This window comes from Mesorhizobium sp. C120A (assembly GCF_030323105.1).
GTDB lineage: Bacteria > Pseudomonadota > Alphaproteobacteria > Rhizobiales > Rhizobiaceae > Mesorhizobium.
Genome location: NZ_CP100476.1, coordinates 145,649 through 163,854 on the forward strand (window position 1 = coordinate 145,649; position 18,206 = coordinate 163,854).

General features: G+C 63.8%; 19 protein-coding genes. 15 read left to right on the forward strand and 4 right to left on the reverse strand.

The features are described from left to right. Positions 1-225 precede the first annotated feature (225 nt). From NL532_RS00720 to NL532_RS00780, 13 genes are all read left to right on the forward strand, one after another. Entirely contained in the window at positions 226-1,173 is a 948-nt protein-coding gene (locus NL532_RS00720) for a carbohydrate ABC transporter permease (protein ID WP_031202816.1), read from the forward strand. Further along, positions 1,170-2,120: a carbohydrate ABC transporter permease gene (locus tag NL532_RS00725; protein ID WP_023694180.1), complete on the forward strand. Its 951-nt coding sequence runs from the start codon at positions 1,170-1,172 to the stop codon at positions 2,118-2,120. Before NL532_RS00720 ends, NL532_RS00725 begins: the two co-directional genes overlap by 4 nt. A 213-nt stretch (positions 2,121-2,333) precedes the next feature. Beyond that, on the forward strand, positions 2,334-2,537 hold the full coding sequence (locus NL532_RS00730) for a hypothetical protein (protein ID WP_023668776.1): 204 nt from the start codon (positions 2,334-2,336) through the stop codon (positions 2,535-2,537). Positions 2,538-2,539: 2 nt separating this feature from the next. Beyond that, the gene (locus NL532_RS00735; RefSeq protein WP_023707800.1) at positions 2,540-3,652 is read left to right on the forward strand and encodes an ABC transporter ATP-binding protein; all 1,113 of its coding nucleotides are present in this window, start codon (positions 2,540-2,542) and stop codon (positions 3,650-3,652) included. Then, a complete protein-coding gene (locus NL532_RS00740; protein ID WP_023806151.1) occupies positions 3,645-4,658 on the forward strand; it encodes an ABC transporter ATP-binding protein in 1,014 nt (337 codons plus the stop codon). Before NL532_RS00735 ends, NL532_RS00740 begins: the two co-directional genes overlap by 8 nt. A gap of 64 nt (positions 4,659-4,722) precedes the next feature. After that, positions 4,723-6,363 carry a dihydroxyacetone kinase subunit DhaK gene (locus NL532_RS00745; protein ID WP_023828585.1) on the forward strand — a complete coding sequence of 547 codons (1,641 nt, stop codon included), beginning with the start codon at positions 4,723-4,725 and terminating at the stop codon, positions 6,361-6,363. 70 nt (positions 6,364-6,433) lie between these two features. After that, a complete protein-coding gene (dhaL, locus tag NL532_RS00750; RefSeq protein WP_023668780.1) occupies positions 6,434-7,036 on the forward strand; it encodes a dihydroxyacetone kinase subunit DhaL in 603 nt (200 codons plus the stop codon). Beyond that, positions 7,033-7,422 (forward strand): dihydroxyacetone kinase phosphoryl donor subunit DhaM, encoded by a 390-nt coding sequence (dhaM, locus tag NL532_RS00755; RefSeq protein ID WP_023668781.1) that lies wholly within the window; start codon positions 7,033-7,035, stop codon positions 7,420-7,422. The genes dhaL and dhaM overlap by 4 nt, the downstream gene beginning before the upstream one ends. A 21-nt stretch (positions 7,423-7,443) precedes the next feature. Then, complete coding sequence (locus NL532_RS00760) at positions 7,444-7,746, forward strand: HPr family phosphocarrier protein (protein WP_023729629.1); 303 nt, start codon at positions 7,444-7,446, stop codon at positions 7,744-7,746. Then, positions 7,730-9,316: a phosphoenolpyruvate--protein phosphotransferase gene (gene ptsP, locus NL532_RS00765; protein ID WP_023702322.1), complete on the forward strand. Its 1,587-nt coding sequence runs from the start codon at positions 7,730-7,732 to the stop codon at positions 9,314-9,316. Before NL532_RS00760 ends, ptsP begins: the two co-directional genes overlap by 17 nt. A gap of 10 nt (positions 9,317-9,326) precedes the next feature. Further along, complete coding sequence (locus tag NL532_RS00770) at positions 9,327-9,752, forward strand: hypothetical protein (RefSeq protein ID WP_023668784.1); 426 nt, start codon at positions 9,327-9,329, stop codon at positions 9,750-9,752. Between the two features lie 22 nt (positions 9,753-9,774). Then, positions 9,775-10,761, forward strand: coding sequence for a dihydroxyacetone kinase subunit DhaK (gene dhaK / locus NL532_RS00775; RefSeq protein ID WP_023694188.1), 987 nt, complete (start codon positions 9,775-9,777; stop codon positions 10,759-10,761). Positions 10,762-11,209: 448 nt separating this feature from the next. After that, positions 11,210-12,235: a nucleotidyltransferase family protein gene (locus NL532_RS00780; RefSeq protein ID WP_023668787.1), complete on the forward strand. Its 1,026-nt coding sequence runs from the start codon at positions 11,210-11,212 to the stop codon at positions 12,233-12,235. Positions 12,236-12,243: 8 nt separating this feature from the next. Here NL532_RS00780 and NL532_RS00785 read toward each other — a convergent pair whose 3' ends face one another. The 4 genes from NL532_RS00785 to NL532_RS00800 all read right to left on the reverse strand — a co-directional run bounded on the left by NL532_RS00785 (position 12,244) and on the right by NL532_RS00800 (position 15,300). Further along, the gene (locus NL532_RS00785) at positions 12,244-13,239 is read right to left on the reverse strand and encodes a phosphoenolpyruvate carboxykinase (ATP) (protein WP_023694189.1); all 996 of its coding nucleotides are present in this window, start codon (positions 13,237-13,239) and stop codon (positions 12,244-12,246) included. After that, a complete protein-coding gene (locus tag NL532_RS00790; protein WP_023668789.1) occupies positions 13,236-13,670 on the reverse strand; it encodes a lasso peptide biosynthesis B2 protein in 435 nt (144 codons plus the stop codon). Before NL532_RS00790 ends, NL532_RS00785 begins: the two co-directional genes overlap by 4 nt. Then, positions 13,670-13,957, reverse strand: coding sequence for a PqqD family protein (locus NL532_RS00795; protein ID WP_023684213.1), 288 nt, complete (start codon positions 13,955-13,957; stop codon positions 13,670-13,672). The genes NL532_RS00790 and NL532_RS00795 overlap by 1 nt, the downstream gene beginning before the upstream one ends. A 545-nt stretch (positions 13,958-14,502) precedes the next feature. After that, complete coding sequence (locus NL532_RS00800) at positions 14,503-15,300, reverse strand: DUF2259 domain-containing protein (protein ID WP_023689998.1); 798 nt, start codon at positions 15,298-15,300, stop codon at positions 14,503-14,505. 218 nt (positions 15,301-15,518) lie between these two features. On the opposite strand from NL532_RS00800, the gene NL532_RS00805 reads away from it, so the two are divergent. Further along, complete coding sequence (locus tag NL532_RS00805) at positions 15,519-17,426, forward strand: propionyl-CoA synthetase (protein ID WP_023828586.1); 1,908 nt, start codon at positions 15,519-15,521, stop codon at positions 17,424-17,426. Between the two features lie 71 nt (positions 17,427-17,497). Then, positions 17,498-18,199, forward strand: coding sequence for a metallophosphoesterase family protein (locus NL532_RS00810; RefSeq protein ID WP_348524264.1), 702 nt, complete (start codon positions 17,498-17,500; stop codon positions 18,197-18,199). Positions 18,200-18,206 lie beyond the last annotated feature (7 nt).

Sequence of the window (18,206 nt, forward strand, 5' to 3'; positions counted from 1 at the left end):
ACCAACGGCTCCTCCCGAGCCTGACCCCAGAGGCGGATGATTTTCAGGCCGAATCGATCAGAAATCATCCGCCTCAGGGCTAAAAAGAGAGAGAGCATGATGTCGTCCGAAAACCGCTTCACACTTTTCGGCTTCATGCTCTTGGTCCCGTGCCGCCCTTGGCACGGGACGCAGTTCAGATAAATTCCAGTGTCGAGACTTGACGTGACCGAAGCAGGACTCACCATGCTCAATCGGACTGCGGAGAACGTTGCCCGGGCGACCCCGGAGCCGTTGGCCCGCAAGGTCCGGGGCATCAGCGACAGGGGCCTCGCCTGGCTGTTCATCTCGCCGACGATCCTGTTGCTCTTGGCCATCAACATCTTCCCGCTGTTCTGGGCGATCTACCTGTCCTTCACCAACTTCCGCGCGAACCGCCCGAACGAGGTGGTGAAAAACCTCGGCTTCGCCAACTACCAGCGCATCCTCGGCGACCAGGACATCTGGATCGCCATGCAGACGACGGCGCATTTCGTGTTCTGGACGATCCTGCTGCAGACGCTGATCGGTTTCACGCTGGCATGGCTGATCGACAGGAAGTTTCGCGGCCACGCCTTCTGGACGACCATCATCCTGGTGCCGATGATGCTGTCGCCGGCGGTGGTCGGCAATTTCTGGCGTTTCCTCTACGAGCCGCAGATCGGCCTGTTCGCCTACGCCATCTCGTTCGTCACCCGGATACCACCGACCGACATCCAGATGCTGTCCAACGTGTCGCTGGCGCCGTGGTCGATCATCATCGTCGACACCTGGATGTGGACGCCCTATGTCATGCTGATCTGTCTCGCCGGCCTGCGCTCCATCCCCGAATACATCTATGAAGCCGCCGAGGTCGACCGCGCGTCCAACTGGCGGCAGTTCTGGTCGATCACGCTGCCCATGGCGCTGCCCTTCATCATGCTGGCGGTGCTGTTTCGCGGCATCGAGAACTTCAAGATGTTCGACATGGTCAACCTGCTGACCGGTGGCGGGCCGGGCTCGACCACCGAGGTCGCCTCGATCACGCTGAAGCGGCAGGCCTTCGAGAGCTGGCGCACCGGATATTCCTCGGCCTTCGCCATCATCCTGTTCGTCGCGGTGTTTGGGCTGGCCAACATCTACGTCAAGGCGCTGAACAAGGTGAAGCAGAGATGAGCCTGACCACCGCCCACTCCGTCGTCGCCCCCTCGGCCAATTCGAAGCGGATCGCCGGCACGATCATCGTGCTCTACGCGCTGATCTCGATCGTGCCGTTGCTGTGGATCTTCGCCACCAGCTTCAAGACGCCGCCGGATTCGATCGCCTATCCGCCCAAGATTCTGTTCCAGCCGAGCATCGAGGGCTATTGCAACCTGTTCACGACGCGCACCAGGCAAACGCCCGACTACATCAACTCGCTCGGACCCGCGACCGGTTTCTGCGACGAGACCTCGCGCAAGCGCAACATGGTGATTGCCGGCCCGTCCAACTTCCTGCCGCGCTTCGTCAACTCACTGATCATCGCCTTCGGTTCCACCTTCTGCGCCGTATTCCTCGGCACGCTCTCGGCCTACGGTTTCTCGCGCTTCAAGGTGCCGCTGGCCGATGACCTTCTGTTCTTCATCCTGTCGACGCGCTTCATGCCACCGATCGCGGTCGCCATTCCCATCTACCTGATGTACCGCGAGCTCGGCCTGTCCGACACCGCGCTCGGCATGATCCTGCTCTACACCGCGGTCAACGTGTCGCTCGCGGTGTGGCTGCTGAAAGGCTTCATCGACGAGATCCCGCGCGAGTATGAAGAAGCGGCGATGATCGACGGCTATACCAGGCTGCAGGCCTTCTGGCGCACCGTGCTGCCGCAAGCGACCACCGGCATCGCCGCGACCGCCATCTTCTGCCTGATCTTTGCCTGGAACGAATATGCATTCGCGGCCCTGCTGACCTCCGGCACGGCGCAGACCGCACCGCCCTTCATCCCGACCATTATCGGTGAAGGCGGCCAGGACTGGCCGGCGGTGGCGGCGGGCACGACGATCTTCCTGGTGCCGATCCTGGTCTTCACCATCCTGCTACGCAAGCAGTTGCTGCGCGGCATCACTTTCGGCGCGGTTCGCAAATGAGTGGTGTGCCAGGTCGACCCCCACTCCGTCGAGCTTCGCTCGACACCTCCCCCCCGATCGACGGGGGAGAGGAAGGGCGCGAACTTCATTCAACCAGACTCCCTTCCTCTCCCTCCGGAGGGGGAGAGGTGGCGCTGCGAAGCAGCGACGGAGTGGGGGAACCACCTGGCAACCGTCTCGCCCCGTTGCCGGGCAGAAGGAAGGAAGCTGCGCATGACGCGCCCAGCCATCTCCAAAAAGTCATCCTGGCCTCGCTGGGCCCGGCGCGGCCTGATGGAAAACATCGCCACGACGCTGATCGCCATTGGATTCCTGATGCTGTTCCAGCCCTTCGCGCTGGCGCTCTACACCTACTCCTTCATCACCATGCTCGCCGGCACGGTGATGTTCATCATCGTCTCGAAGTTCCCGGAATAATCATGGCCGAAATCCGCGTCCAACATTTGAGAAAGGCCTTCGGCGATTTCGTCGCGGTGCAGGATTCCAGCTTCGTCGTCGAAGATGGTGAGTTCTTCGTCATGCTTGGTCCCTCGGGCTGCGGCAAGACGACGACGCTGCGCATGGTCGCCGGCCTCGAATTGCCGACCGGCGGCCAGATCCTGCTCGGCGGCGAGGACGTCACCATGCGCCGGGCGCGTGAACGCGACATCGCCTTCGTCTTCCAGCTGTTCGCGCTCTATCCGCATATGAACGTGCGCAAGAACATCGGCTTCCCGCTTCTCGCGCAAGGCATGCCCTCGGCCGAGATTCGAAGCCGTGTCGAGGAAACGGCGAAGCTGCTGCGCATCGACCATCTGCTCAACAAATCGGTCTCGGGCCTTGCCGGCGGTGACCGCCAGCGCGTGGCGCTCGGTCGCGCCATCGTGCGACGGCCAAAATGCTTCCTGATGGACGAGCCGCTCGGCACGCTCGACACCGAATTCCGCGATCTGATGGTGCATGAGCTGCGCGAGCTGCACAACCGCATCCACGCCACCACCGTCTATGTCACGCACGACCAGATGGAAGCGATGTCGATGGCCGACAAGATCGCCGTCATGAACCATGGCGTCATCGAACAGTTCGGCAGCCCGCGCGAAATCTACGACCGCCCGGCAACCATGTTCGTCGCCGACTTCATCGGCTCGCCGCCGATGAATTTCCTGGGCTTCGGTGGCGGGCTGGCGAAGGGGGCGAAGGAAATCGTCGTCCAGGGCGCCAAGGTGGCGGTGCCGGAAGTGCGCGAGGAAATTGCGCCCGCCGACATGGCGCTCGGCATCCGTCCCGAGCACATCCGTTTCGACGATGCGTCGAAACTGCGCGGCACCATCTACGGCACCGAATATCTCGGCACGACGCAGATCGTGGCGGTGGAGACGGCGGACGGCATCATCAAGGCGCGGGTGCCGGCCGAAATCCGGCTCGCTGCCGGCGATCATGTCGGGCTGACGTTGAACAGCGCGCGGCTGTCGCTGTTCGACAAGGGCTCGGGTCGGGCGGTGCGCACCGCGATCCACGATACCGCCTCTCAAGGGAGAGCGCAGCATGGCTGACGTGCACATCAAGGGCGTGACCAAAAGCTTCGGCGACCATGTCGCCGTCGATGGCCTCGACCTTAACATCGCCGATGGCGAATTCGTCGTGCTGCTCGGCCCGACCGGCGCCGGCAAGACGACGACGCTGAGATTGATCGCCGGACTGGAGCGGCCGGATGGCGGCACGATCCATATTGGCGACCACGATGCGACGACGCTGTCGCCGGCCGAGCGCGACACCGCTTTCGTCTTCCAGCAATATTCGCTCTACCCGCATCTGTCAGTCTACGACAACCTCGCCTTCCCGCTGCGCTCGCCGGCGCGGAAAGTACCGGAGGACCAGATTCGCCGCCGCGTCGAAGAGGTGGCAAAGATGGTGCGCATCCACCACAAGCTCGCCAACCGCTCGACCAAGCTTTCGGGTGGCGAAATGCAGCGCGTCGCCATTGGGCGCGCGCTGGTGCGCAAGCCGTCGATCTATTTGATGGACGAGCCGCTGTCGTCGCTCGACGCCAAATTGCGCGCCGATCTCAGGCTCGAACTCAAGCGCATCCAAGCCGAGCTCGGCGCCACCATGCTCTATGTCACGCACGACCAGATCGAGGCGATGACCATGGCGGACCGCATCGGCATCCTCAACAATGGCGTGCTGGTGCAGATCGGCACGCCGCGCACCATCTATTCCGAGCCGGCAAACCTTCATGTCGCCGCACGGCTCGGCCAGCCGGCGATCAATCTGCTGCCAGCGGGACTGCTGCCTGATGGTGGGGCGCCGACCGGAACCAAGACCATCGGCGCGCGCACCGAGCATCTGTCGATCGAGAAGACCGCAAACGGCCATGCCGACGGCGTCGTCGACTGGGTCGAACATCTCGGGGACCAGAACCATCTGCATGTTACGGTCGGCCCGAAGAAACTGGTGACGCTCACCGACCCCGATACGGATCTGGCCGAGGGCGACAAAGTGGTGATCCGCTACCGCTCGCCACTTTATTTCGGCGCCGACGGACAAAGACTGATGTGAGGTTTTCGGTGTCTCGCCAAGGGCACGGCACCGGCTTCTGATTGACGAATACAGGACGAATTCGATGAAGCACTTTTTCAACCGCAGGGAAACGATCGTCACCGAGGCGCTGGACGGGCTGTTGCGGACTATCGGTTCCGGCGATCTCGCGCGCCTCGACGGTTACCCCGAGATCAAGGTCGTGCTGCGCGCCGACTGGGACAAGGCGAAAGTTGCCGTCGTCTCCGGTGGCGGCGCCGGACACGAACCGTCCCATGCCGGCTTTGTCGGCAAGGGCATGCTGACGGCGGCGGTTTCGGGCGAGATCTTTGCCTCGCCCAGCGTCGAGGCGGTGCTGGCGGCCATCCGCGCGGTGACCGGCCCCGCCGGCTGCCTGCTGATCGTCAAGAACTACACCGGCGACCGGCTCAATTTCGGCCTGGCGGCCGAGAAGGCGCGCGCCGAGGGGTTTCGCGTCGAGATGGCGATCGTTGCCGACGACATCGCCCTACCGGGTATCAACCAGCCGCGCGGCGTCGCCGGCACCTTGTTCGTGCACAAGATCGCCGGCCATTTGTCGGAGACCGGTCAGGACTTGGCAGCCGTTGCTACAGCCGCTCGCGCGGCGGCGAAGGACATCGTCTCGCTCGGCATGTCGCTGTCGTCCTGCTCGATCCCCGGCCAGCCACATGAAGAGCGGTTCGGCGAAAATGACGGCGAACTCGGCCTCGGCATCCATGGCGAGCCGGGCGTCGAGCGCATCGCCGTGCAGAGCGCCGACAGACTTGTGGCGATCATGGCGGAGCGGCTGGCCGCGCGGCTCGACCCGAACGCCAGCCACGCGTTGCTCATCAACAATCTCGGCTCGGTGCCGCCGCTCGAAATGTCGCTGGTCGCCAATGCCGTGCTGGCCTCGCCGCTGGCCAAGACCGTGAAGCTTGCGATCGGCCCCGGACCGCTGATGACGGCGCTCAACATGAACGGTTTTTCGCTGTCGCTGATCAAGCTCGATGCGGCGCGCGAGGCAGCCTTGCTGGCGCCTGTCGGCCCACATGCCTGGATGCCGGCCAAAACCGTCGTCGCGCCGGCTATCGTGCCTATGGCGAAAGCGGCTGGAAACAGCGCAGCCCAAAGGGCCAGCCAGGATTCCGGCACCAGGCGTTTGATCATCACGGTCTGCGAACGGCTGATCGCGCTCGAAGAGACACTGAACGGGCTCGACGCCAAGGCGGGCGATGGCGATACCGGTTCGACGGTTGCGACCGGCGCGCGCAGCGTGCTGGAACGGCTCGATGCGCTGCCGCTGGCCGACCCTGCCGCCACGCTTGCGGCTATAGGCGATAGTCTGGGCGTCGCAATGGGCGGCTCCTCAGGCGTCTTGCTGTCGATCTTCTTCACGGCGGCGGCTCAGGCTTCGAACGGCGGAGCAACCCTGTCCAAGGCGCTGCTTGCCGGGCTTGACCGGATGACCTTCTATGGCGGCGCCAGGGTCGGCGACCGCACCATGGTCGATGCCTTGGAGCCGGGGCTGAAGGCGCTCGATGCCAAGGGGCTGGATGCCGCGGCTACAGCGGCACGGCACGGCGCCGAGGCGACCGCGGCCATGGAGAAGGCGAAGGCCGGGCGCTCCGCCTATGTCGGCACCAAATTGCAGGGCGTAGTCGACCCTGGCGCCCATGCCGTGGCCGAAGTGTTCGCGGCCGCCGCGCTGCATGCAACGGCCTGACGGCATGCTTAGATTGTCGAATGAAAACTCTTGCGATACTGCCGGCAGGATCGAAACCGGGAATCTGGACATGGCAGCGTTCGACCTTGCCAGGCTGATCACCGCCGCCGCGGACACGATCGCCGCTCACTCGGAAGAGTTGACCGCGCTCGACCAGGCGATCGGCGACGGTGACCATGGGCTGAACATGAAGCGCGGGTTTGAGGCCTTGCGTGCCGATGCCGAGGCGTTTTCGGCCAAGCCGCTGCCCGAGGCGCTGAAGGCGATCGGCACCAAGCTGGTGATGACGGTTGGCGGTGCATCCGGGCCGCTCTTCGGTACATTGTTCCTGGCGCTGGGCAAGGAGATTTCGGGAGAGCCGGATCGTGCCAATCTGGCGGCTGCTTTCGGCAAGGCAATCGAAGCTGTGGCCGCCAGAGGCAAATCCCAGGTCGGTCAAAAGACCATGCTCGATGTGCTGCAACCTGTGCAGGACGCGTTGGTCGAAGGAAAGACGGCCATGGAAATTGCAGATATCGCCGACATGGCTGCCGAGGCGACCGTGCCGATGAAGGCAACACGCGGTCGCGCCTCATTCCTCGGCGACCGCTCAATCGGTCATATGGATGCCGGCGGACGCTCTGTGGCGCTGCTGGTGCGGACCGTCGCCGAAACCGTCGAGGGCCAAGCATGAGCAATGTCGGCATCGTCATCGTCTCGCATTCCCCGCTGGTTGCCGAAGGCACGGCCGACATGGTGCGGCAGATGGTGGGCGACGAAGTGCCGCTTGCATGGTGCGGCGGAAACGGCCATGGCGGGCTCGGCACCAGCGTCGAAGCGATCATAGGCGCCATCGACAAGGCGTGGTCGGAGGCGGGCGTCGCCATACTGGTCGATCTCGGCGGCGCCGAGACCAATTCGGAAATGGCGGTGGAAATGATCGGCGAGCCGCGGGCGCAGAAGATCATCGTCTGCAACGCGCCGATCGTCGAAGGCGCGGTGATGGCGGCGACCGAGTCCTCCGGCGGCGCCTCGCTGAAGGAAGTGGTGGCGACGGCGCATGAATTGTCGCCGTCGTGAGTGAACGGGAATTTTGACCTGATGTCCGCCTTTGCCGAAGCGACCGTCCTGATCACCCACGAGGTGGGTCTGCATGCGCGCCCTTCGGTGAAGTTCACCAAGCTTGCCAAGAGCTTTGCGGCCGAGGTGGAGATTGCGCTTTCTGCCAACGGCCCATGGTTCGACGCCAAGAGCATCGTCAAGGTGATGGCGGCCAGGGCGCCGAAAGGCACCATGCTGCACATCCGGGCCACAGGCGACGGCGCCGATGATGCCGTGAGAGCGCTGGTCGAGCTGGTGCGGCGCGATTTCGACGAAGGCGCGGGCCATGCCCGAACCGCTTAGGCTGCAAGGCATTTCGGCCTCCGCCGGCTACGCCGAGGGGCCGCTGTTCAATCTCGACAACGGCACCGCGCACTACTCACGGAAGGCGACAGCCGGCGAGGAAAAGGCTGCATTGGAAGCAGCTATCGCCAGTTCGGCTGACCGGCTCGCGACCCTGATTGAAACCGCCGATGAGGAGGCCGCCGGCATTCTCGAATTCCAGCTCGCCATGCTTGAGGACGATGCCCTGACCGGCCCGGCTTTTGCCGCGATCGCGTCCGGCATGCCGGCTGACATGGCCTGGCGACAGGCGCTGGACGCCGAGATCTCCGGCTACGAAACGTCAGACCAGGACTATTTCCGGGCTCGCGCCGCCGATATCAGCGATATCCGCGACCGCGTGCTGCGCGCCCTTACCGAGGAGCAGGAGAGCGCTCCACCAGCGGGCGCCATTCTCTATGGCGAGGACATCGCGCCGACGCGCTTTCTCGAGACCGACTGGAGCACCGGCGGCGGCATCGCGCTGAGGGCCGGCAGCGCCGCCAGCCACGTCGCCATGCTGGCGCGCTCGCGCGGCGTGCCGATGGTGGTGGGGCTTGGCGCTTCGCCGGCTAATCCCGTCGGTCTGGCTCTGCTCGATGCGGAGCATGGCGGTATCGTGCTTTCGCCGACCACGACCGAGATCGAAGCGTTCCACCGGTCCTCGTCCTCGTTTGTGGCACATCGAGACAAGGCCGGAGTCTATCTCGCGAAACCGGCGGTAACCCGGGCCGGGACGACAGTGCGCGTGCAGGTCAACATCGCCGATCCGTCCGAGGTCGACGGCATCGACATTTCGACCTGCGACGGGGTCGGGCTGATGCGCACCGAATTCCTGTTCGGCAAGGCGCCGCCGGACGAGGAGACGCAATACCAGGCCTATCGCAAGGTGCTGGAATGGGCAGGCGACAAGCCGGTGACCATCCGTACCGTCGACGCCGGCGGCGACAAGCCGGTGCCGGGCTTCACCGTCGAGGAGAGCAACCCGTTCCTCGGGCTGCGTGGCATCAGGCTGTCGCTGGCAAGGCCGGAGGTGTTTCGCGTACAGATCCGGGCGCTGCTGCGCGCGGCGGTGCACGGCAATCTGAAGGTGATGTTTCCGATGATCGCCGTCGCGGAGGAATACCAACGCGCCGCCGCTCTGTTCGTGGAGGAGCAGGCCGGGCTTGCCGCGCGCGGCATCGCGCAAAAAATGCCGCCGCTCGGCATCATGGTCGAGGTGCCTTCGGTGGCGATCGCGCCGGAGGCGTTCGCCGATGTCGCCTTCTTCTCGATCGGTTCGAACGATCTGACCCAATATGTAATGGCGGCTGCCCGCGATAACGCAGCCGTGGCGCATCTTAATTCTGTCCGCCATCCCGCCGTGTTGCGGCTGATCGGCTCGGTTGCCGCTTTTGGCCTGCGCGCGAAAATCCCAGTCAGCCTGTGCGGCGATGCCGGCGGCGATCCGGCATCGATCCCGGCACTGCTCGAGGCCGGCCTGCGGGATCTCTCGGTGGCTCCCGCCCAACTCGCCATGGCCAAGGCGGCCATCTCGGATGCATCGGTCTAGGATGACTGAGATGGCCGACAAGACACCAGAAGCCGGCTCCGAAGAGGCGATCCGCGCCTACAAGACGATCCTGTCGCAGGTCATCGACCAGCGACCGTCGGGTATGCGACAACGCCTTGCCGACGCGCTTGGCAAGCACCGCAGCTTCGTCACCCAGATTTCCAGCGCGGCCTATTCGACCCCGATCCCGTCAAAACATCTGCCGGCTATTTTTTCGGTCTGCCATTTCAGTCCGGCCGAGCGCGATCAGTTTCTGGCTGCCTATCATCTGGCGCATCCCGGCAAGATGTCGGTTGCGGCAGGCATGCGCAAGACCCGGCATGTCTCGCTGATCGTGCCCGATTTCGGCGACGACAAGCAGAATGCAGCGCTCGACAAGGCGATCAACGAATTCATCCAGAAGATCACCAGCATCACCGGCAGGAGTGGTGGCTGATCGTGTTGTGTCGGGAGGACACATGAAGAAGTTTATGAATTCCGTCGACACGGTGCTGACCGAAAGCCTCAACGGCTTCGTTGCAGCTCATGCCGACATCCTGGTGCTGGGCGAGGAGCACAAATTCATTCGCCGCAAGGTGATGAAGCCGGGGAAGGTGGCGCTGATCTCGGGCGGCGGTTCCGGCCACGAGCCGTTGCATGCCGGCTTTGTCGGTCACGGCATGCTGGACGCCGCCTGCCCCGGCCAGGTCTTCACCTCGCCAACGCCGGACCAGATACTGGCGGCGGCCGCCGCCGTCGATACCGGCGCCGGCTGCCTGTTCATCGTCAAGAACTATGAAGGCGACGTGATGAATTTCGACATGGCCGGCGAAATGGCCGACGGCGTCCTGCAGGTGGTGATCAATGATGACGTCGCCGTCGAGAATTCGTCCTTTACGACCGGCCGGCGCGGCGTCGCCGGCACGCTGGTGGTGGAGAAGATCGTCGGCGCCGCCGCCGAGCAAGGCATGGCGCTGGCGGATCTCAAGGCGCTCGGCGGTCGCATCAACAGCGCGACGCGTTCGATGGGCGTGGCGCTGACCAGTTGCACGGTGCCGGCGGCCGGCAGGCCGACCTTCGAGATTGGTGATGGCGAGATGGAATTCGGCGTCGGCATTCATGGCGAGCCCGGCCGGCGTCGCGACACGTTGAAAAGCGCCGATGCGATCGCCGAAGAGATTTGCGCCGCGATCCTGGGCGATCTCGGCGACAGGGCGAAAGGCCCGGCACTGTTGTTCATCAACGGCTTTGGCGGCACGCCGCTGATGGAGCTCTATCTGATGTACAACAGCGCCCGAAACATCTTCGAAAAACAGGGCGTGACGGTGACCCGCTCGCTGGTCGGGTCCTACGTGACATCGCTCGACATGGCCGGCTGCTCGATCACGCTGACCATGCTGGATGACGAGGTAACGTCAATGTGGGACGCGCCGGTGCACACAGCCGCGCTGCGCTGGGGACTGTAACGGAGGGGCCTTGCCCATATCCCGAACAGGCGGCTTATGAACTTGCCTTAGCCTGCGGGACCGGACGGACCGTTACCCGCAGTCACGCCGACAGATTGCCCGCCTGCAGCGCGGCTTGCCTTGCGGCCGACCGCTCCGGCTTCATCCAAACCGAAGCCGTAGAAGTCTTATCGCGGTATCGGCAGCGACGGCCCGGCCACCACGCTGGACAACTTTCCTGCCTTGCGCAGCACGGGCGCTTCATACTTTTTCTTGGCCATTCCAAACACCCTTTTCAGTCAAGTGCAAAAGAATGGACCGAAACCGTGGAAAGTCAATTCATGAGCTGGTTCTGCCACCACACGCTGGCTTCATGCATGCTTTTCTGCAACATACGCTCCTCTGAGTTGGTTGTTTGACGCAATTCCGGACGGGAATTGCTGATGTGGGCGAACGCAATCCGGGTTTGATGCTGCCATCTCTTGCGCCTGCCGATGAAAAACTGCTGCTGACCTTCGCCGACCCGGAGGCGACGGTTGCCATTGGCCGTGACGTTGCTGCCGAAAGCTTGCTGGCACTGCTCGCCAATGCCGAGTTCCACGGCGTGCTGCCGATCATGCTGCGCAAGCTCAGCGAGATCGGCGACGCCCAACTGCCTGCGGACGCAGCCTTGCGGCAAAAGCTGTCGGAACTGCGTGATCGCTCGACGCTGGCGACCGGCCAATCGATGCTGCTGCAATATCATGGCGACCGCATCATGAAGGCATTGGCGGCGAAAAATGTTCCGGCCCGCATCGTCAAGGGTCCGGTCTTCGCACGCAAACTTTACCGCCACGCCGCTGACCGGCCGTTCACCGACATCGACATTCTGGTCGAGCCGGCCAGCATCATTGAAGCCAACACGGTGATTGCCGGATGCGGCTTCGAGCTCTGGAGCGGCGAGGCGCAGTCGCAGGATCTGCAGGAGTTCAAGTGGCTGGAGAAGGAGAATACCAGCCTGCTGATCGAACTGCACGGCAACCTGGTGCATGATTCCGGCATGCGGCGGCGGCTGTCGCTGGGCTTTCGCGAATTGCAGATCATCGACGGCAGCGAGGCCGACACGCCGGCCGCGCTGCTGACCATCGCCATTGTCCACGCCGCCGGCGGGCACAAGTTCCACCGGCTGCAGCTTTGCGTCGATGTGCTGCAGGGCGTGCGCGCGCTGCGGTCGCCCGCGGATGAAGACCGGCTTTTCGAGGCGGCGCGCATCAGCGGCATCGAGCTCGAACTGGCGACGGTTCTCAATGTGACGGGGCGGCTGTTTGATGCACCGCGCGCGATCGAACTGGCCGACCGCATCAAGCCCGACCTCTCGATATTTTTGGCCAAATGGCTGATCACCGGCGATACGCTGCTCGGCGTCAATTCCAGGGACAAGATGCATTCGCGCCTGCGCCGCGACGCCTTCCGCTGGATCCAGCGCCTCGCCAGGCCAAAGCCGCATTCTGCCTGAAGTGTGCTTTAGTCCCGCGCCGCCAGCGCCGAGCGGATCAGCGGGGCCGCCTCGGCCGGGTTCGCGCCGACTTCCAGGGTAAATGTCGGGACGGCTTTGACCAGCGTTGCGATGGTTGCCATGCGGCGCTTCTGCGCCGGCAAAAGGCCGGTCATGCCGGTCCTGACATTGTCGGTGGCAAGCGCCACCATGGCGTCTGTCCTGGTCATGGGCACGAGCCGGGTTTGCGCGTCCGCCGAGCGGGCGAGATGAAACAGTGCCGCAACCGGTCTGCCGACAGTTTCCTCGATGCGGATGATCTCGGCGAGACGTTCCAGCGAGACGGCCTGCTCGCCATTGGCGTCCCATTTGTCGCCAAGGCAAGGCGCCACGAAGGGCAGCATTGCCGCGGTGTGGCGGTGGACCTTCACCTTGCGCGGCAAGCCCCAGGCCGTGATGCCGCCACCGGCCAAAACCTTGAGGATCATGGCGTCATCCGAGCACAGGCCGAAACCTTGCGACGCCAGCGCCAGCGACGTCGTTGACTTGCCGGTGCCGCTCGGCGCATGGATCAGCACGAGCGCCTCGCGGCCGGGCAATGTCAGGCCGGCGGTGTGCAGCATGTGCTGGTCGCCGGCATCAAGTGCTGCATCCAGCACCATCATCAGCACCGTCCATTTGACCTTGGCATCGGGATGGACTCGTATCTCGGCCCAGCCTCCATCGGCATTGATCGAGACGGTCTGCAGGCCGGGAAAGACCAGATGAACGGTGCCGCCACCGTCGATCAGCCGGCAATGGCCGTCCTCCGGCACCTCGCCGTCGAAAGCGAGTTTTCCGGCAGGCGATTCCGGTAACTCCCGCGTCTCGACGATGTCGACGCGGAAATCGGGCTCGACCGGCCCGCTCACGCGCAACGTGCCGAGCAAGAGGTCGAAGCTCGGCCAGAGATCGGCCCGCGAGGCCGATATGCTGATGACCTGGCCCTGGAGATCATAGCAGAAGGTGGTCGCCGGACCGGTCAAGCAGCGTGCGCCTTTCCGGCATCGGCGTGATGGCGATAGATCTGCACCATGCCGGGGAGGCTGTCCGAGACCACCGGGCGGCCATCGAGACAGACCCAGCAATGGGCAGACATACGCGGCGCCTGCATCGACTTCGGATCGACGCCGAAGCGCAGATCCGGATCGAAGCCGGCAAAGCGCAGGAAGCGGTGGGCGAGCAGGCCCTCGCGCAGGCATCTGCGGTCGCGCATCAGCCAGGGGTGCCGGACGGTCCGGTTGACGGCAGCGACGATGTAGGCTGACGACAGGCCGCGATAAGGGGTGGGTGCGCTGAGCGGCGCCCATTTCAGCACCGATTCGAAGCTGCGGCGGCCGATCAGGGTCGGCATCAGCCGCGCGCTTGCCCATAAATGGACACGAAACAAAGCGCGCAGGAGAACGCCGTCCACCATCAGGGAGCCGGGTCGGCGAGAATGCCTTCGCTCACCAGTTCGGCGGCCAGCGCCGCCATGTCCTGGTCGAGCGTGCCCTTGTCGACCTCGAACTCGTCAGACAACAGGACGACGATCTGGTCAAGGCTGCGGGCGCCGTCCACCTTGTCGAGAAAGGCTTCGGTGGTGCCGTTGCAGGTGTAAAGCTGGCCGCTGCGCGCCAAGAGCACGACGGCGCCATCGCCGACATGCTGGACCGAGGCGTCGTCCGCCAGCCGCAGAACCATTTCAGAACCGATTTGGGCCATGGAGCCCCTCCACCATTTTCCTGGAGAGCAGATAGCGCGGCGATGCGGGTCTGTCCATTGCGCGGACGAGAGGGAGAACAAGCCGGCCTGACCGTTCTGTGGCAATCCGGCAACGCCACCATCCTCACGACACAGGCAACCGAAGCCTAATGGAGACATCCAATTTCAGATTGTGGTAACTTCCACATCATTCAGAGCCTGAGAACGGGGAAGCACCCCAGAAATAGTCGGTGATTGCGGCTGGGAATCACCGCCGCAAACGGTCAAGCCAGCTATCTCGCAGGGTCAAGGTGTTGCTTTTCTTACCTAAAGTAAGCTATGGAGTCGCGGGGTTTTGGGAGAGCATTGGGTATGCGTTACAACTGGGAGCGGGCGCCGACCGCGTTCGAACGTCATCGAAAAGCGTTGGCAGCCGCCATATTGATTGCGGGTGGCGTCGGGCTGATGCTGGCGGCCTTGCCGCTTTAAGACTGATATCCGACACGAACGCCCTGCTTTCTCCGGGCGCATGAGCTTTTTCTGCCTGCCACAAGACGGGCCGCGGCTTAGCGTGCATGGCCGGTTACGGCGATGAAGCGGCGGTCGCGTCCTTCGAAGCCCTGGCTGAAGCGCTGCACCAGCACCGCCACTACCGCCGGCCTGCCGGGCGGGGTGTATTCGTAGGATTCCGACAGGCTGTAGGAAGTCGGGCAGTTGCGCGAGCCCGGCACGGCCTTGTCCTCGTGCAGCACCTTGAACGGCTTGCCGTCCTGCCCCTGCAGCGACAGGCGGAAGCCGCGCGCCTTGCCCGTCTTGGCGCCTTGAAGTTTCTTTTCGCCCTGAAGTGTCTTGTCGCTCGGAAGAGCCTGGTCGCTTGGCTTGGCGTCATCGAAGCTTGCCGAGCAGTCCGTCTTGCTGTCGGCCAAAATCTCATCGAGCTGGATGGTCGAAATCTGTGTTTCGCCATAGAACGGCGACAGCCATTTCTGCGCGGCCTGCTCGAGGCGGGAAATGTCGTTGTACTCGACCGTGTCGTCCGGGAAGGTGAACCTGTCGGAGGCCGTGCGCGTGCCGCGCTCGGCGATGCCGTATTTGGCCAGGATTGGCGCGGCCTGCTTTGCGGCCTGCGCCCGTGCCTGCTCCACCGTCGTGGTCGCCTCTTCCGATTCGTCGAGGACAAGGATCGGCTTGCCGCCGACGAACTCGTCTGTGCTTGTGTCGATGATGTCGATCTGCGACCAGCCGGAAACGGCAGCGTCGAGCTCGCCATATTGCTCGAAGGCGAAATATTTGCCGTCGGGGGAAAAGCCGATGATGCGCCGCGCGGCGGCATCGCCGGCCTGGGCGGCGGAAACGATCGTCAACAGCAGCGCTGCTCCAACGGCAGATCCAACCCCGTATCGTACCGTCATTGCGCGCCCTGCCCCGATTTCAAACCCGGCCATGGTGCCTGCAATTTATGGCCAAGGCGAGATCGGCCAAGCGCCAAATTTCGGGAAAGACATGGCATTTGGGGAAAGACGTGGCCGGGAAAACCCGCATAGGCTATTGCAAGATAGAGAGTTTTCCCGAGGAGGGATGAATGGCGTCACGCTACCACGAGGTCTATGACGGCTGGAAACGCGACCCAGAACAATTCTGGGCCGATGCGGCCGAGGCGATCGACTGGTATTCGCCGTGGACCAGCGTCTTCGATGCCAAGGCCGGCGTTTACGGGCGCTGGTTCAACGGCGCCAGCTGCAACACCTGCTTCAACGCTCTCGATCGCCATGTCGCAGGCGGCCGTGCCGACCAGATCGCACTTATCTACGACAGCGCGATCACCGGCACGGTCAAGAAATTCACCTATGCCGAATTGAAGCGCGAAGTGGTAGCGCTGACTTCGGTGCTCAAGAACCGCGGCATTCGCAAAGGCGACCGCGTCATCATCTACATGCCGATGGTGGCCGAAGCGGCGGTCGCGATGCTTGCCTGTGCCCGCATCGGCGCGGTGCATTCGGTGGTGTTCGGCGGCTTTGCCTCGCACGAGCTCGCCACCCGCATCGACGACGCCAAGCCGAAGCTGGTCATCTCCGCGTCCTGCGGCCTGGAGCCTGGACGTGTCGTGGCCTACAAGCCGCTGCTCGACAAGGCGATCGAAATGTCCCGCCACAAGCCGGACGCCTGCCTGATCCTGCAGCGCGACCAGCTGCGCTGCGATCTGAGGGAGCATTACGATATCGATTTTGCCGACGCCGTTGCCCGCGAGCGCGCCGCGGGCGCCAACGTCGATTGCGTTCCGGTGCTCGCCACCGACCCGCTCTACATCATCTACACCTCCGGCACGACCGGCCAGCCGAAGGGCATCGTGCGCGACAATGGCGGCCACATGGTCGCGCTCAAATGGACGATGGAAAACGAGTTCGGCGTCAGACCGGGCGAAGTATTCTGGGCGGCCTCTGATGTCGGCTGGGTGGTCGGCCATTCCTACATCGTTTACGGACCGCTGCTGCATGGTGCGACAAGCGTGCTGTTCGAGGGCAAGCCGATCGGCACACCCGACGCCGGCACCTATTGGCGGGTGATCGCAGAACACGGCGTGGTCGCGCTGTTCACCGCGCCGACGGCCTTCCGCGCCATCAAGGGGCAGGACCCCAAGGGCGAATTCGTGCCGAAATACGATCTGTCGAAATTCCGCACTCTGTTCCTGGCCGGCGAACGCGCAGACCCGGAAACCATCAAATGGGCGGAGCAGAAACTCAACGTGCCGGTGGTCGATCATTGGTGGCAGACCGAGACCGGCTCGCCGATGACCATCAACCCGGCGGGCCTCGGCCTGCTGCCGGTGAAATACGGCTCGCCCGGCGTGCCGATGCCGGGCTACGACATTCGCGTGCTCGACGATGCCGGCCATGAAGTGCCGCGCGGCACACTTGGCAATGTGGTGGTGAAACTGCCGCTGCCGGCCGGCTGCCTGCCGACGCTGTGGAATGCCGACGAGCGTTTCCGGCAAGCCTATCTCGAGGAATTTCCCGGCTTCTACAAGACGGCCGATGCCGGCATGATCGACGAGGACGGCTACCTCTATGTCATGGCGCGCACAGACGACATCATCAATGTCGCCGGACACCGGCTGTCGACCGGGGCCATGGAGGAGGTGCTTTCAGCGCATCCCGATGTTGCCGAATGCGCCGTCATCGGCGTCGCCGATGTGATGAAGGGCCAAGTTCCGCTCGGCTTCGTCGTGCTCAATGCCGATGTGTCGCGCGATACCGCCGTCATCGAAGGCGAAGTGGTGGGGCTGGTGCGCGAACGGATCGGCCCGGTCGCGGCCTTCAAGACCGTGGTGACGATCAAGCGCCTGCCCAAGACGCGCTCCGGCAAGATCCTGCGCGGCACCATCCAGAAGATCGCCGACAAGGAAGAATGGACGATGCCGGCGACCATCGACGATCCCGCCATTCTTGACGAGATCACCGCGGCGCTCAAAGCCCGCGGCATCGGGCTCTGACGGCCCCAGTGGCGTTGTTTCAGCGGTCCAGACCTCCCCGGCCGGCGCCGCGCGAGCGCCTGGAAATGGATATGGACGACACCGTCGTCTACGCGATCGGCGACGTGCATGGCTGCTACAAGGAATTGCTGTCGCTGGAGCAGAAGATCCAGCTCGACGCGCTGCAATTTCGCGGCCGCAAGATTATCGTCATGCTCGGCGACTATATCGATCGCGGGCCGCAATCGGCGCGCGTGCTCGACCACCTCTTGGCTCTGCCGCCAACAGGGTTCCTGCGCGTCTGCCTGGCGGGAAACCACGAAGTGGCGATGCTGAACTATCTCGACGGCTATCTGTCGCGGGACCGCTGGCTGGCGGTCGGCGGCCTCGAGACGCTGTTTTCCTATGGGGTCGATCCGGCGCGGCTTGCCAGCCTCTATGCCTCAAGCGACGCGGTCGACCGGCGCGTGAAGGAAGTCATTCCGGCCAGCCATATCGACTTCCTGCGCAGCCTGCCGGTGCTGCTCTGTTCGGATAAATTCGTTTTCGTCCATGCCGGCATCAGGCCGGGCATCGACCTGGTCGCACAGGATGAGCAGGATCTGCTCAACATCCGCGACGAGTTCTTCAACGCCGCCTATCTGCTCGACCGCTTTGTGGTGCATGGGCACACGCCGGTCGATATCCCCAGGATTGACGGGCGAAGGCTCGGCATCGACACCGGCGCCTTTCAAAGCGGCCGGCTGACAGCGCTCAGGATCGCCGGTAAATTCGGCAAGCTGATCTTTTCCTGACCTGCCG